This window comes from Lactococcus allomyrinae (assembly GCF_003627095.1).
GTDB lineage: Bacteria > Bacillota > Bacilli > Lactobacillales > Streptococcaceae > Lactococcus > Lactococcus allomyrinae.
On record NZ_CP032627.1, the window covers coordinates 1278809 to 1295562 of the forward strand.

The following is a 16754-nucleotide window of genomic DNA, read 5'->3' on the forward strand; positions in this document are numbered from 1 at the left end:
CTAGTCTCCATTCTCAAAAAAACCAAAATAGTCGTATGCATTGGTATAACTAATGTCTTTCACCATTTTTCCAAGTAAGGCTTCACTATCTGGCACTCGCCCGGCCTCAGAAAGACTGCCGATAAAGTTGCAGAGCACGCGGCGAAAATATTCGTGGCGCGGATAAGACAGGAAACTCCGTGAGTCCGTCAGCATACCTACAAAGTTTGGTAAAAGGCTCTGCGAAGCGAAAGTCTGAAGTTGATGCGTCATGCCCTCAGCCGTATCGTTGAACCACCAGCCTGCGCCAAGTTGCAGCTGTTGCACACCCTTTCCTTGGAAACAGCCCATCATGGTCGCAAGCTCCATCCAGTCATTTGGATTGAGCGAGTAGAAGATTGTTTTGGGGATAATCCCGCGATAAGCTGCTGCTGTGAAAAGTTTGGTTAATTCTTCTGAAATATTAGCCTGTGTACCGATGGTGTCAAAGCCTGTGTTTTCACCAATTTCTTGCAAAGCTATGGGATTGATGGAGCGATTAACATTGACATGAAGTTGGAGGGTCCATCCGTATTTTTGATTGAGTTTCATGATTTCTAGCATCAAAGCAGTAATATATTGATGATATTCAAGGTCACTGACTGGTTCATTTTTGATGGCTTTTTGGACAATCTGATCAATCGTGGCTCTGTCAGAATTGACAAAATAATATGTAGACAGTGAGTGGTCTGACAGTCGTCCTCCCATTTCGTGAAAATAAGCAAAACGTGCTGACAGTGCTTCAATTAAACTTCCAAAGTCTGTAATTTCAATCTTTGCAGCAGCTGAAAGCTGTGTCAAATAATCAGAAAAAGCGCCATTTCGCATCATAATCAAATGATCTGGACGCAGTCCTGGCAAGACTTTGAAGTCTTTTTCCTCAGCGGATAATAAATTGTGATAAGGCAAATCACTTGCAGGATCATCTGTGGTCACAAGAACTTTGACTTTAGAATTTTTGATAAGATTTCGTGGTGTAAAAGCGTCAGTAGCAAGCTTTGCATTGGCTTCTTCCCAGATTTCATCTGCCGTAGCACGACTGATGAGTTTGTCAATATTGAAAAAACGCTTCAGCTCCAGATGGGTCCATTCATAGATTGGATTTCCGAAAGATTTTTCGAGTGTTTCTGCAAAAGCAAAGAACTTGTCATAATCTGAGGCTTCTCCTGTAATCAAACGTTCAGGAACGCCATTAGCGCGCAACAAGCGCCATTTATAATGGTCTCCGCCTAACCAAATTTGTGTTAGATTTTCATATTTTTTATTTTCATAAATCTCTTGTGGCTCTAAATGACAGTGATAATCAATGATGGGCATATCTTTAGCATAGTTGTGAAATAACGTTTTTGCCATCTCGTTTTCTAACAAAAAGTCATCTGATAAAAATTTCATAATATTTCCTTTCTCATACTGTTTAACTTCTAAAAGTCCCTTTTAGAAGTTACTCCGCTCCGTTATGTTGTCGATGCTCGCTATGCGACTACGTGCTTCCCACGCCGTTCTGCAACTTCGTTGCTCCGCTGTCCGTTTGCTTAGCTGCTGAAGCAACAAGAACAAAAGGCAAAGTTGCTAGTCACCGTTCCACGCAAACCTCTCTTGGGTAAGTGCAGGGCATATGTCTGCAGTTCAGCTGCTAAATCCCTCTTTGGCAGATTTAGAGATAAACTAGTATCAAATTTACTGACAGAAATTCTATCAGTTGTCAAAAGTTAATTTAACTTTATAAGTTGCTGCTTCATGTGCTGTCAGCATATGATTTCCTTCTTTTTCTAAAAGTTCTTGTTTTTGATTGATGACATCAGGTAAGCCGCTGAAAGGCTCAATGCACAGATAAGGAAGCGCCACGTCTTCTTTTGTCCACAGACAAAGGTAGGGAAAACCACTCATTTCCAAACTGACCGTGTAATCTGTCAATACTGATGAAAGTTTTACTTGATTGATTTTATTGTCAAAAATAACTAAACCATCAGCAAACATCTGACGCTCAAGGGAAAATTCACTGACAGGCTGAACAAAAGTTGTCAGTTTTCCTGAACGATAAGGAAATGGATTTTTGACAATGTCAAAAGTTTTGAGTACTTTATCATTGGTCGCAAATCGAATCTGATAATCTTCAAATTTTCCTGGTAAGTTAAAAGCAGGGTGAAATCCTAATGCAAATGACATTGATTTTTCTGTCAGATTTTTTACCTCAAATGCCACGTTTAAGGCATTGTCTTCTAGTCTATAAATAATGATAAATTCAAAGTGAAAAGGAAATGATTGATAAGTTTCAGGATTATCTTTGAGTAAAAGCTTAATAAAATCAGTCCTTTGCTCAAGAATCTCAAAGTCATAATCTGTCGCAAAGCCGTGCTGTTGCATCGGATAAAGCTTGCCATCTAACAGATACTCGTCTTCCGTGGAACGACCGATTGCTGGAAATAAGATAGGCGCGTGTTTAGCCCATTCTTCGCCATTCCAGATAAAATCCTGACCTGTTTTATTATCAATAATGTGAGTTAATTCTGCTCCTTTTGGATTGATTTTAACGGTCAATCTTGTATTTTTTAGTGTAAACATTGTTTTTTTCCTTCAAAAGTTACCGATACTGTTTAGTATGACTGAACTCCTATGACGAGAATTTCGTCAGCACTGACAGAGTTCTATCAGCATCAAATATCAGCTTCGTCAGGCCAACATTCATCATAAGGATGACCTGTCAACATTTCAACCACTTCACGAGCTTTTGGTGTAACATCAGCCTTTGAGCCACCATCTTCTAAACGTTTCAGCTCTGATTTCAAAACATCGTGATTTTCACGGTTGAGCTTAAAAGTACGTGCGGCAATCAAAGCCAAAGCGATAAGTACAATCGGTACAACAATGAAAATCATCATAATCCCGTGCTGGATACCTAGTGGTGTATTGGCGTGTGTCGTCATGGTTGCTGAATCAAATCCAATCGCTTCAAGCAACCATCCTGCAACATAAGTCGCAAGCGCACCCGTTGATTTGCGGAAGAAAGTCATGACGGATGCATAAACACCGGCCTTGTCGCCGTGTGTGTAAATCCGGTCTACATCAGGAATAAAAGGAAAGACATTCCAAGGTGTGAACTCCAAAATCCCACGCCCAAGTTGGTAAAGGATAGAAACAATAATCAGCATCCACATCGGATTGTTCACACCTGTCATATAGACGATGAAATAACCAATCATAGCAATAATAATAGAAACATAGCTCAGTGTGAACAGGTATTTCGGTCCATGAGAAACCATGATTTTGACCGCTGCAATCGTCGAGAGAATCCCAAATGCAGACAAAGCTTGAAGAATCCAAGGTGAATTGGCCGACATACCTGAAATTCCAACCACGATAAAGGTTGGCAACAATGTAGAATAAAAGTCCTTGCCTGTGAAACTCAACAAATAAACCAACAAATGTTTGCGGAAAGACTTATTTCTAAAGGTACCAAAATAGTCTGTGACAGTTTTCTTGAGGAAACCACCAAAACCTAATCGAGGTTGTGCATCAAGTTCTGCCAAAAATTCTGGTGTCAAAGGACGTTCCCAAGTCGAGCGCCAAGAGGTAAAAATCGCAATCACGAAAATAATTGTCCATGTAATCCCAGTGTAGAGATAAGCGTTTGGATTATTGAAAGATTTTAATACCGCCAGCGTAAAGAATACAATCGCTGTCCCAGTCGCTGAGATAAACATCCGATTTCCCGACAAAGTCGTACGCTTTTTATAATCTGGTGTCATTTCCGTAGGTAATGTTTCCCAAGGGATCAAAATCATGGAAATAGCAACTTCAATGGCAACATAAACCCATAGATAATATTGCCAGCTTGTCGTTGAAATCCAAAACATAGGGAACAAGATTGCAAAAAGGACACCGCCTACCGCAATCCAAAAATGCCTTCTCCCAAAACGTTTGCCAAGTCGCGTTCGATAAAATCTGTCCGTGATTGCCCCAAAAAATAATGACCAAATCGCATCAATAATTCGCCCAATCCCAAGCACCGCGCCAGTGAATAGCGGACTAATGCCTTGTGAGAGGACAAAAACGAAAATAACACCAGAAACAATGTTATTCCAACCGCCACCCATTAAGTCGGTCAAGCCATAGCGCAACCCTCGCGCCGTATTAATTTCTTTTGGGGTATAAACCCAAGAGCTTTTCTTTTTTTCTGCCATTTTGTTTAGATTCTCCTATAAATCTGTAAACTGATGATACTTTATAGCCGAGGTTCCTTCATAGCTTGACGAGCTAATCTGAAAGGATGGAAAAGATAAAATTTATAATTTTCATATTTTCGCCCTTTAAGGAACAATTCGGTACATCTTGTTAATTTGTGAACTTTGTGAAGCGCTTACTCTGATGCTGTAAGTTTAGCGGAGAATTTCCCCGCTAATGTTTATTGTTATTGCGCTTTTTGACCTTGTTTCAGCACAAATGAATCTGATTTAACATTTTATCCTTACTGACAGTATTTTTTGTCAGCAATTAATTTCTGTCAGTACTGACAGAAATCAAAGTGTCGAATCGTTCTTCTCCAGAGCTTCCCAAAGTCCATTAAGATAGCTGGCACCGAGCGCGCGGTCGTAGAGTCCATAGCCAGGGCGCCCTGTTTCACCCCAAATCATGCGCCCGTGGTCAGGACGAATATAGCCATCAAAACCGTTGTCATACATAGCTTTGAGGATTTTATACATGTCAAGCGAGCCATATTCAGACTTGTGAGGTGCTTCGTAGAAGTCTTTTTTACCACTTGGCAAAAACTTAATATTGCGCACATGAGCAAATGGAATACGGTCACGTTTGACAAATTCTGCCATGATTGCATAGACGTCGTTTGCTGGATCCTCGGCGATTGAACCTGTGCATAGTGTAATCGCATTTGATGGGCTATCAACAACGTTACAAATCCAGTCCAAATCATCACGATTTTTCACGACACGAGGCAGGCCAAACATACTGTAAGGCGGGTCATCAGGGTGAACTGCCATTTTGATGCCGACTTCTTCACAAGTTGGGATAATGGCTTTGAGGAAATAAGCAAAGTTTTCACGTAATTTTGCTTCGTCAACATTTTTGTAAGCTGTCAGTAATTTTTTAACTTCTGACAGTCGTTCAGGCTCCCAACCAGGCAGTGAAAATCCGCCGTCAGCGGCTTGCACTCGGTCAATAATTTCCTGCGGGTCAGCAGGAATATCTTTTGCAATGAAAGCCATCGTCTGTGACCCATCAGCCAATCGGTAATCTAAATCCGACTTGAGCCAGTCAAAGACAGGCATGAAGTTGTAACAGATGACTTCAATCCCAAACTCAGCAAGGTTTCTGATGGTTGTCTTGTAATTTTCGATGTAGTGGTCGCGCGTTGGCAGACCAATTTTGATATCGTCATGGATATTCACCGACTCGATGACTTTAAGCTCAAGTCCTGCCGACTCGATTTCTTCTTTGAGTGCTTTAATCCGCGCTTTCGGCCATATCTCGCCTGCAGGAATATCCATAATCATCCCCACCACGCCTGTCACTCCTGGTACTTGAGCGATGTCAGCAAGCTTGACCTTGTCAGCATCATGCCCAAACCAGCGCATTGTCATTTTCATTTTTTAGTAGTCCTTTCCATGATTTGCCAATGCCTTTTTCAAAGTCGCAAACACTGCGCCTTTTCCTGTCAGCATCTGCGCAAAGTAAGTTTCGATTTTTCCAGCTAATCCAGTGACATACATCTCTTGTGGGAAAATGGATTTATTGCTCAAAATCGGTCTCAAGAGTTCTGACACATTTTCCGTACTACCGTCAAATTTGGCAGAAGCTAGATAGCTTTGTAATTCGTCAAGCAATGGATCTGGACTAGGTGTAAATTTTGCCAAATCATCATTTATGCCTGTCAAATAGCGACACCAAGCAGCAATAACTAGCGGAATAAACTCGAGGCTACTGACAGAAAATTTCGGATTCGTCACATAATGCCCAATCGTCACGCCATAGCGCACAGGGATTTTTTGTGAAGTGTCTGCTGCAATACGCTGTGGTGTATCAGGAATATTTTTATTGGGGAGGCGTTTTGTCAAAAGTTGGTCAATAAAATCGCGCGGATTAATGATTTTTGGATTTTTCACCACAGGCAAAGCTTCACCATAACCCAGATTTTTAATCAAGGCAAGCAAATCAGGATTAGCCACTTCATCTGCAATCGAATGATAATCCAGCAAGCAGCCAAATACCGCAAGCGCTGTGTGCAGTGGATTGAGGCAGGCTGTCACTTTCATCTGATCCGCATCATTGACCGTATCACGGTCAGTCATGATGACACCAGCTTTTTCAAGTGCAGGGCGTCCATTCGGGAAACTGTCCTCAATGACTAGATAATGTACTTCCTCAGTATTGCCGAAAGGCGCGATATTGGTATGTTTTGCCGTATGCAAAATTTCTGTATCTTCAAAACCAGACGCAGCAAGCAACTGACCAACTGTTTCAGACGGGTTGGGTGTGATTCGGTCAATCATTGACCAAGGAAAACTCACTTTTTGCGGATTAATCAAATAATCATAAAAACTTTGCTCTACAATTTCATTTTCTACCCAGCCTCGCGCAATGGTCAGCACTCCTTCTTGCAACTTTTGACCATTTTCTGAAAAATTGTCAGTACTGACCATCGCAATAGGAAATTTTCCAGCCTTATAACGCGCATAAAGCAGGTAAGTGATTGCGCCCATGTTGGTCACAGGTTTTCCAGCTCCTTGAATATCCGAAAGTGCAAGCGCCGTCAAATTTCCCTGAGAATCACGAAGTGAATAACCCTTTTCTGTAATTGAAAAAGTTGTAAACTGCAAGGACGGATTCTCAAAAATTCTTGTCAGCGCTGCCCACCCCTCAATGTTTTCAGCATTAAAATAAAAGCTATCCGCAACTGCCGCAATCAGTTCTTTGTCAAAATTGCCATCTGCTTTCATCGTAACTGACAAAAATCGATTATCATAAGCATGATACATTTTTTCAATCACTTCATCATCATAGGTTTCTGCCACAATGACACCTGCGTTCATTTCTCCTTTGTTCAACAAATCCTGTGCAACCACAGCGTGGAAACAGCGAAAAAGATTTCCTCCACCAAAATGAATCCATGTGGGATTTTCTGCCGCACGCTCGGCAATCTTCTCTTGGTCAAATAAAGGAACTTGAATATTAGCACTTTTAAACTCCTCTGCCTTCTCCAAGTAAGAATCAACCAACTTTACCATGATTTTCTCCTTTTCAAGATGTGAGCTTGAATGCTCCATGTTCTAGAATACTTATATATCTTAAAAATTCTTTACTCCTAAAACTGATATATCTGTTTTCTGTTTACGAAAACTAGTATATTACTTTTAGAAAACGTTGTCAACCCTAATTAGAAAAAATAAATTATTTTTTTCTCCTTATTTATTTTTATTTGACTTTGCGAAACCACTGCTCTATAATTACAGAATGAACGAATCGAATTTTAATCTACAGAGTCAGGCTTATAAGCAAATTATTGGTAAAATTCTACGAAATGAGTATATTCCTGGACAAAAAATTTCACAAAAGAGCATTGAGAAGGATTTGCAGCTTGGACGCACGCCTGTTCGTGAGGCTTTGTTGCGTCTGCGCCGTGATGGTCTTATTTATACTATTCCCCAATCTGGCACTTTTGTCACCAAAATTGATTTAGATGCAGCGATTAATGCACGCTTCATTCGAGAAAATTTGGAACGTAAAATCGTTTATGAAGCTGCTAACACCGAAGATAACCTTCTTTTATCACAGGCACGAGATGCGATAGCACTACAGGAAAAATATGCTGCTAACGGCGAATACAATAAATTTTTTGAAGCCGATGAAGAATTTCACAAAACTTTTTATCTCACAACCAATCATGCACAAGTGTGGGATTGGCTTCAGACCGTCAATACCCAGTTCAACCGTTTCCGCTGGCTTCGTTTAGCTATCTCTGAACTCCCTTGGAATACGCTGATTGAGCAGCACAAAGAAATCCTAGATGCTGTAGAAAATCACGAACCAGAGCGCGCTGATGCTGCCGTAGCAAGACACTTACACTTGATGTTTGAGGAAGAAATGACTGTACTGACTAGCTTCCCTGAATATTTTGATAATCTTCCAGAATAAAAAGCCCTGTCTAACCTAATGACAGAGCTTTTTTATATGATTAGTCAAATTTATACCACAGGTTGCACATGCGCTCTATCTCCGCCCTTCGGACTACGCTGTCAGTTCACCTCACTAAAGCAAAGTGAGTTCTACGACGTAGACTCTTCGGATAAAGACCACGAAGTAGCGTGTCATATCACCTTTTTTTCGATGAAGTTGCGAAGCAACGTCAATCCTTTATTGGTTTTTACAATAGATTAGCTATGGAAATTCATTTTGAATGAAGCCTTATCTTTCATCACCAGTTATGTTCACCTACATTGTCTTTTGTAACAAGATAAATTGGTGAATTAATGGTTTTAGACACTTCTTTTCCTTGATAATGATCATAAGCAGCTTGTAGTGCCATTTCTCCTATTTTCGCTGGAGCTTGAGCTACTGTTCCTGTCACTGTTCCCCCTTGATTGCATCGTGAGTTTCAGCTTCGCCATCAATCCCAAAAATTGCGATTTTTTGTCCTGTTGCTTGCACAGCTTTTGCTGCACCAAGTGCCATTTCATCGTTCTGTGCAAAGATGGCTTGAACATCTTTATGAGATTGAAGCATATTTTGTGTTGTATTCAACGCTGTTGTACGGTCAAAGTTTGCAGATTGGCTCGAAAGTATAGTCAATCCAAGTAATTTTGCTTCATCGTTGAAACCTTTTCCACGGTCAATGGTTGATGAAGCCCCTGGTGTGCCAGAAAGTTCTAGCACTTTAGCATGAGCACCAACAAGATTTTTCACTGCCTCAGCTGCCATTTTACCAGCTGCAACATTGTCTGAAGCAACCGTTGCCAATACAGTTCCACCATTTGAGCCACGGTCCATTGCAATAACAGGAATATGGGCATTATTCGCTGCATTGATTGCTGGTACAATAGCATCAGAATCCACAGGATTAATCAAAATCGCATCTACATTTTGACTAATAAAGTTTTGAATATCGTTCAACTGTGTCGCTGAATCATTTTGAGCATCCGATACTGTGATTTTTGTATTATTCTTCTTTGCCATTGACTGAATAGCATTGTCCATCGAAACAAAGTAGGGATTATTAGTCGTAGAAATCGAAACACCGATTTTCAATTCATCCGGTTTTTTATGAGTCACTTGACTCGTTTCTTGCCCACCATCTCGACCAGGAATTCCGGTATAAAGGCTACAAGCTACTAAAGTTGATACTGCAAAGGTTGCTATTACAGCTAAGGTTATTTTCTTCATCAAATTCATCTTTAAATTCTCCTATTTGCTCCTTTTGCTACGAATCACATCAATCAAAACAGCAATCAGGATAACAATTCCTTGAATCACTTGTTGCCAGAATGCTGAAACGCCGATGATATTTAGTCCATTATTTAGTACACCGATGATTAACACACCAATCATTGTGCCAAACATCCGTCCTTTACCACCCATCAACGATGTTCCACCAAGAACAACAGCCGCGATTGCATACATTTCATAGCCTGATCCTGCTTGTGGTGTCGCAGAAGATAGACGTGAGGTAATAATCAGTCCAGAAATTGCTGACATCGCACCAGATAAAGTATAAATAGCGATTTTAACTTTATTAAGTTTAACTCCTGAAATATAAGCAGCTTTTTCATTTCCACCAAGGGCATAAACTGACTTACCAAAAGCTGTTTTATGTAGGACAATCCAGAGAATGATGAAAACAAGAATCATTAGAATGACTGGAAATGGAATACCAAGAAGATAGCCTTGACCGATATAAGCAAGGAAGTAGCTATCCAAGTGTTTAGTAATCGGATTCCCGTTAGTAAAAACGAGTGTTGCCCCACGATAAACCATCTGAGTCGCTAAAGTTACGATGAATGGTGCTAATTTTCCGTAGGCAACTAAGGCACCATTGACAGCTCCAAGAAACGCACCAATCAATATTGCACAAAGTACTGCCAGCGGAATCGGCATCCCTTGAGCGATAAATCCTGCCGAAACTGCACTTGAAAGTGCTAAAATAGCTCCGACTGAAAGGTCAATACCTGAAGTTAAGATGACAAAGGTCATTCCAAAAGCAATAAATCCATTGGCAGTAACTTGCAAGAGCAAGTTTAACAGATTATTTGTTGTCAAAAAATTTGGATTGATAATGGTGATGACAATCATCAAGATAACCAGAGCAAGTAGTGTGGTTAAAGAACTGAATTTTTTCGATAAGGCTTTCACTTATTTTCCTCCTGTGGCAAACTGCATGATTTTTTCTTGCGTTGCTTCTTCTTTAGTTAGAATACCTGATATTTTTCCCTCGTGCATGACGACGATACGGTCAGAAACTCCAAGGACTTCAGGTAAATCGCTTGATACCATAATAATTGGCACACCACGCTCGGCAAGTTCATTCATCAGTTGGTAGATTTCCCTTTTAGCACCGACATCAACACCACGTGTTGGCTCATCTAAAATGAGGACTTTTGGTGCAATTCCAATCCATTTAGCAAGAACAACTTTTTGTTGATTTCCACCTGAGAGACTAGCGACTGACTGTTCTTCATCTGTTGCTTTTACTTTGAGTCGTTCAGAGAGTGTTTTTACGAAAGTTGTGGCTGTTTTGTCATCAAATAGTCCTCGATGCACAAAATCTTTGGTACTTGGCAAAGTGATATTGTCTTTAATACTAAAATCTAGGACTAAACCTTCTTCCTTTCGATCTTCTGTTAAAAATCCAATGCCTTCTTGAATCGCTTGGGCTGGAGTTTTAATTTTCAATTTTTTACCATTGACTCTGATTATGCCCGATTTTAGAGGGTCAATACCAAAGATTGCACGCATGACTTCGGTACGTCCAGCGCCCATCAGTCCTGCAAATCCTACGATTTCACCTGATTTTACTGAAAAAGAAATATCTGTGAATTTTTCACCTGAGAGATGTTCTGCTTCAAAGACAAGTTCACGAATTTCTGCTGTTTTCTCTGGATAATAGTCTTTAATTTCACGTCCGACCATCTTGCGAACAAGTTCGTCAACGTTGGTTTCTGCTGTTTTTTTAGTATCAATGACTAATCCATCACGCATGACGGTAACATAGTCTGTGGTTTTGAAGATTTCTTCCATACGGTGCGAAATATAAACAATCCCAACTCCTCTTTTTTTCAATCCATCAATGACTGAAAATAAACGCTCCGTTTCCCGTTCTGTCAATGCTGCTGTGGGTTCATCCATGATTAATATTTTCAAATCTGATAGAAAGCTTTTAGCGATTTCAACCATTTGTTGTTGTCCAACGGATAAGCCGCCGATTTCTGCGTCTAAATCAATACTTACACCCAGTTGCTCAAAAGCAGAACTGGCTTTTTTACGCATGGTTTTATTGTCTAAAAGTCCAAACTTTCCTTTGATTTCACGTCCTAAAAACAGATTTTCTAAAACTGTCAGGTCTTTCCATGTATTCATCTCTTGATGAATAAAGCTAATGCCAAACTGCTCGGCTTCCTGTGGATTAGTGAATAGTTTTGGTTGTCCATCAATCGTAATATTGCCACCACTTGCGGGAAAAAGTCCTGTTAAAATGTTCATCAAAGTAGATTTCCCAGCACCATTTTCCCCCATCAGTGCGTGAACTTCTGCCGAATTAATCGTCAAGTCAATGGCTTCCAATACTTTGTTTGTGCCAAATGATTTGGAAATATTGCTCATCTCGATTTTCAAAGTGTCACCCCGATTGTAAAATAATATTTGAATACGGTGTATCTTCGCCTGTTCTGACCACTGCTTTTACATTGGTATTCATGGATTTAAGTTCTTCATGACTGACAAAAACAATTTCAACTTCTGCCGAAAATTTGTCAGTAATGACAGCAAGCTGGTCAGGGTTATTTTCTTTGATTTCCTCAGCTAAAAATACTTTTTCAACCAGTACATTTTCTAGATAAATATCTAAAACTTCCTGAAAACTGGGTATCCCATGCTTGAGTGCAAGGTCAATTTTTTTAATATTCTTTGGCACAGGCAGACCCAAATCTCCAATACAAACTTGATCCGTATGTCCCAGATCATCAACAATTTTGGCAAGTTCACTATTTAATATTCCATTTTTTTTCATAATTTTTATGTTCCTTTATCTCTTTTAATGTTGGCATACCACCTTGAGCACCAAACTTTTGGACAGACAAATGAGAAGCAATGACGGCAAATTTAACGCTGTCAGTTACTGACAGATTTTCTGTCAGTGCAAAACCAAAGGCTCCATTGAAAGTATCACCGGCGCCAGTTGTATCAACAACTTTTGCTTTTATAGCTGGAATGAGTTGAACTTCTTGTCCGTCATGGAAAGTCACACCAGCCACACCCAAAGTCACTATCAGCTTGTTGGGATATTTTGTCAGCACTGACGAAAGGCTATCATCAGGGAAAAGTGCTTTACATTCATGCTCGTTTGGTGTGATGTAGTCCACAAAGTCAAACATTTCAAGGTCTGTTGGACGAGCAGGTGCTGGATTGTAAAGGACTTTTACGCCGTTTTCTCTACAAAATTTGGCGACAGCGAGATTGGTCGCGTGTGTAATTTCGTTTTGTAAGACAACTAATTCACTATTTTTGATTATTTCCCAGCTTCCTTTTAAGCTGTCAGTACTGACAGAATTATTGGCACCAGGAATGATGATGATGCGATTATCCTCGTCAAAAAGTGTAATTTGAGCAATCCCTGTCATTTGTGGTATCGTTCCCACATTTTTAAAAAGAACAGCATTTTTCTCAAAATTTTCTGAAATACTCTGACCAAATGCGTCAGTACCTATTGCCCCAATCATATTAACCTCATGAGGTGTCAATCTTGCCATTGCAATTGCCTGATTGGCTCCTTTTCCTCCTGGAACCATCGAAAAATCTTGTCCAAAAACTGTTTCACCAGCTTTAGGAACACGCAAAGTGCGCGTTACCAAATCCATAGCAATACTTCCAACTACTGTTATTTTACCCATTTATTTCCTCTTTCTTATCGTATCTCTTTCAACATAATGAACAGGAAGTTCAATTCTCTTTTTTTCTATTGGCAAATCATTTGCCATTTTATAAATCAATTGTGCTGCTTCAAGACCCATTTCATAAGCCGATTGATGAATTGTGGATAAAGCAGGATAGATAAACTGACTCATTTGGACATCATCATAACCAATAATCTGAATCTCCTCTGGAATTTTTTTACCCAAGCGATGAATTTCATGCATATATGCCATAGCATGGATATCAGAAGGCGCAATGATTGCATCAAAATCATTCTCCAACGCAAAAACTTCTTTTGCTTCTTCTTGAATGGTATCAAAATCATAGCTCTTACTATAAAATTTCTGGAACTCTATTTTGGCTTTTTTCAGATAAGCCACGCTTGCTTTGAAGCGATTATTGATATTAGCTGCGGTGACTGGACCACTTACTACAGCGACTTTTTTACTCCCTGCATCAGCCACAACTTTTGCAGCAATCTCTCCCCCGACTCATTATCCGAGAAAACTCCAAAGTCACTTTTATGCCCTACACGGTCAACAATGACGGCTGGGATATCTAATTCAGGAAACTCTTCTTTAAAATCATGTGTTGTAATCACCCCAGCAGCATTACTCTGAATCAATACTTTGAGATAATCCTTCTCTAGCTGATTATCCTCACCAATGTTTCCCAACATCACTCGATAACCCTTATCCTTTAAAAATTCCTCCACACCTTTTGCCAGCATTGGAAAAAAAGGATTAGAAATATCAGGTAAAAGTAATCCCACCAACTGATTTTTCTTAGTTTTCAAGGATTGAGCCGAAAGATTAGGAATAAAATTTAATTTCTTAATTGCCTGTTCAACTTTTTTCTGCGCTTCACTGCTGATATAACCATTTTGTGCGATATAACGCGACACCGTGGACTTTGATACACCAGCTTCTTTCGCAACTTGTTTTATCGTAGCCATGAGCTCCCCCAAGATATAATTAGATTACAAATTCTCAAACTTCTAACGTTCAAATTTGCTGTTCCATGTTTATGGGAACGTTCTCACATTTATGACTTTAATTGTACGCGTTTTCATTTAATTTGTCAATCTTTTTTATGTTATATTTTAATGACAAAAAACCTGTCAGTATACTGACAGGCTATTATTAATCAAAAACACGGTCAAAAATTTCATCCACACGTTTAAGATGATAATGATAATCGAAAGCTGCATCAATATCTTCATCTGTTAAAAATTCACGAACTTGTGAATTTTCTTCAACCAATGGACGGAACATGATTTGTTCGTCCCAAGACTTTGCAGTCAGCGGTTGCACGAGGTCATAAGCAGCTTCACGTGTCATTCCCTTTTCAATCAGGAGTAACATCACGTGCTGACTATAAATCAAGCCAAAAGTTGCATCCATATTGCGTTTCATATTTTCAGGGAAAACAGTCAAATTTTTGACGATATTGCCAAAACGATTAAGTTGATAATCAAGCAACTCCGTTGTATCTGGCGCAATAATCCGTTCCGCCGATGAATGACTAATATCACGTTCGTGCCATAGGCTTATATTTTCAAGCGCAGTCAAAGCATGGCCACGAATCACGCGCGCAAGTCCTGTCATATTTTCAGAACCAATGGGATTACGTTTATGCGGCATCGCCGATGAACCTTTTTGACCTTTAGCGAAAAATTCTTCAACTTCACGCTGTTCAGACTTTTGCAGACCACGAATCTCAGTCGCCATCCGCTCAATAGAAGTCGAAATCAAAGCCAAAGTTTGAAAATACTCAGCGTGCAAATCTCGAGGCAAAACTTGAGTCGAAATCTCTTGCGGGCGTGTGCCTAGTTTTCCACAGACATACGCCTCAACAAAGGGAGGAATATTCGCAAAAGTCCCCACTGCGCCTGAAATTTTACCTGCTTCAACTCCTGCGGCAGCGTGCTCAAATCGCTCAATATTGCGCTTCATCTCGCTATACCAAGTGGCAAGCTTCAGGCCGAAAGTTGTCGGCTCTGCATGGACACCATGTGTCCGTCCCATCATGACGGTGTATTTATGCTCTAAGGCTTTATTCTTCACAATCTCAGCAAAATTCGCTAAATCATGTCGAAGAATATCATTCGCCTGTTTATAAAGATAGCCATAAGCCGTATCCACAACGTCAGTTGAAGTCAAGCCATAATGAACCCATTTACGTTCTTCTCCAAGACTTTCAGAAACCGCGCGTGTAAAAGCAACCACATCATGACGCGTTTCTTGCTCGATTTCGAGGATGCGCTCAATATTAAAAGTTGCATTTTCTCGAATTTTCTTAACATCTTCATGAGGAATTTCACCTAGTTCCGCCCAAGCTTCGTCAGCAAGGATTTCAACTTCGAGCCATGCTTTGTATTTATTTTCTTCTGACCAAATGTTCGCCATTTCTGGACGTGAATAACGACTAATAACCACTTTTCGCTCCTAATTTATCTTTTTATACTGCAAACCATTGCAAAAAGCGCAATGATTTACACTGCTTCACACCTATTTTGTTGCAAAAAAATGCACCAAAACAATTACTATATCATACCTACTGGACTACAAACCTGTAAGAGCAAGAAACACGCTAATTGTAGCACAGCTAATAAAATGAACTTACTTATTAACTGTCCTAATATAGTTTCAAAATCCAACAGGATTTTATATCATTTCAATATTAATTATATCATTTTTCACTGACAAAATAGCATCGTCTTTCCGTCAGCACTGACAGAACTAAAAAATCGTTTGTAAAATCCGAACAATGTGAACCCTTGAAAATTAATTGGAGTTTGAAACACAAAAAAAGAGTAGTTTCCTACTCAGTTAAAAAAGATTTCCCTCTAAAAGATTTAATATTTTTTCAGCTTCAACAAGTCTTATCTGCCCAGGTGCACTCGCCTTTTCGAGACTTGCAAAAGTCCAGCATGAACCCGTCAAATATCCAGAAATTCTCGAAATTCTACCCAAATCTCCCATAGCCATTGTGATAAAATTCTCACCATACTCTAATGTCAAATCTCGTGTAATCTGTAATAAATCTAGAACATCACATTCATGTTCTGGCATAACTGCCGCTTTCACGAATGCTGTTTTCTCACCGTGCATTTTAATCAATCTAGTGGTCAAATCGGTAGGCATCTCATCAAAGTTATGATAAGACAAGACAATCTTCTGACGAAAATCTGTCAGTGCTGACAATGCTCGTCCATGACTAAAATACTCGATATCAATATAATCAGGGTCAAAATTCAGTATTTTTTCTAATATCTGAATATACTTTTTATCAGAAAGTTTTAAATTTCCACCTTCTGATGTTGTTCTTATTGTAAATAAAATCTTATTATTCTTAAACTTCTCAAAGACTTTGGGTGCCAATATTAGAATATCATCAACTGATAAAAAATCTGCTCGCCATTCAACAATATCAGCAGAGGCATAATTACTTACAGAAATAGCATCAAAGTCTGAAACATTTTCTATTATCAAGGGAACTACAATTTCAGTCTTTCTCATGATTTTCTCCTTCCTTTATCATTATTCTCTTGATTCTATTCTAGCATATTTTAGTAAAAACAAAAAAAGGAAACCAATGTTTCC

General features: G+C 39.5%; 12 protein-coding genes and 2 pseudogenes. 1 reads left to right on the top strand and 13 read right to left on the bottom strand.

Annotated features, from left to right (window positions below):
- The 5 genes from uxaC to D7I46_RS06025 form a co-directional block, all read right to left on the bottom strand.
- Positions 1-1410, bottom strand: coding sequence for a glucuronate isomerase (gene uxaC / locus D7I46_RS06005; protein WP_120772073.1), 1410 nt, complete (start codon positions 1408-1410; stop codon positions 1-3).
- A gap of 303 nt (positions 1411-1713) precedes the next feature.
- A complete protein-coding gene (locus D7I46_RS06010; RefSeq protein WP_120772074.1) occupies positions 1714-2580 on the bottom strand; it encodes an aldose 1-epimerase family protein in 867 nt (288 codons plus the stop codon).
- Positions 2581-2672: 92 nt separating this feature from the next.
- Positions 2673-4199, bottom strand: a complete 1527-nt coding sequence (locus tag D7I46_RS06015; RefSeq protein ID WP_120772075.1) for an MFS transporter — start codon at positions 4197-4199, stop codon at positions 2673-2675.
- A gap of 336 nt (positions 4200-4535) precedes the next feature.
- A complete protein-coding gene (uxuA, locus tag D7I46_RS06020) occupies positions 4536-5618 on the bottom strand; it encodes a mannonate dehydratase (protein ID WP_120772076.1) in 1083 nt (360 codons plus the stop codon).
- Between the two features lie 3 nt (positions 5619-5621).
- On the bottom strand, positions 5622-7256 hold the full coding sequence (locus tag D7I46_RS06025; protein WP_120772077.1) for a mannitol dehydrogenase family protein: 1635 nt from the start codon (positions 7254-7256) through the stop codon (positions 5622-5624).
- Positions 7257-7482: 226 nt separating this feature from the next.
- Here D7I46_RS06025 and D7I46_RS06030 point away from each other — a divergent pair, with 226 nt between their 5' ends.
- On the top strand, positions 7483-8163 hold the full coding sequence (locus D7I46_RS06030) for a GntR family transcriptional regulator (RefSeq protein WP_120773306.1): 681 nt from the start codon (positions 7483-7485) through the stop codon (positions 8161-8163).
- A 280-nt stretch (positions 8164-8443) separates the two neighbouring features.
- On the opposite strand, the pseudogene D7I46_RS06035 reads toward D7I46_RS06030, so the two are convergent.
- From D7I46_RS06035 to aroD, 8 genes and pseudogenes are all read right to left on the bottom strand, one after another.
- Positions 8444-9417: pseudogene (locus D7I46_RS06035) on the bottom strand (substrate-binding domain-containing protein).
- 12 nt (positions 9418-9429) lie between these two features.
- Positions 9430-10374: an ABC transporter permease gene (locus D7I46_RS06040; RefSeq protein WP_120772078.1), complete on the bottom strand. Its 945-nt coding sequence runs from the start codon at positions 10372-10374 to the stop codon at positions 9430-9432.
- On the bottom strand, positions 10375-11853 hold the full coding sequence (locus D7I46_RS06045; RefSeq protein ID WP_120772079.1) for a sugar ABC transporter ATP-binding protein: 1479 nt from the start codon (positions 11851-11853) through the stop codon (positions 10375-10377).
- 4 nt (positions 11854-11857) lie between these two features.
- Positions 11858-12247, bottom strand: a complete 390-nt coding sequence (rbsD, locus tag D7I46_RS06050; RefSeq protein ID WP_120772080.1) for a D-ribose pyranase — start codon at positions 12245-12247, stop codon at positions 11858-11860.
- Positions 12222-13127: a ribokinase gene (gene rbsK, locus D7I46_RS06055; RefSeq protein WP_120772081.1), complete on the bottom strand. Its 906-nt coding sequence runs from the start codon at positions 13125-13127 to the stop codon at positions 12222-12224. The genes rbsD and rbsK overlap by 26 nt, the downstream gene beginning before the upstream one ends.
- Positions 13128-14104, bottom strand: a pseudogene (locus D7I46_RS06060) (LacI family DNA-binding transcriptional regulator).
- Positions 14105-14291: 187 nt separating this feature from the next.
- Positions 14292-15557 carry an adenylosuccinate lyase gene (gene purB / locus D7I46_RS06065; RefSeq protein WP_476737461.1) on the bottom strand — a complete coding sequence of 422 codons (1266 nt, stop codon included), beginning with the start codon at positions 15555-15557 and terminating at the stop codon, positions 14292-14294.
- Positions 15558-15980: 423 nt separating this feature from the next.
- A complete protein-coding gene (gene aroD / locus D7I46_RS06070) occupies positions 15981-16670 on the bottom strand; it encodes a type I 3-dehydroquinate dehydratase (protein ID WP_120772083.1) in 690 nt (229 codons plus the stop codon).
- Positions 16671-16754: the final 84 nt, after the last annotated feature.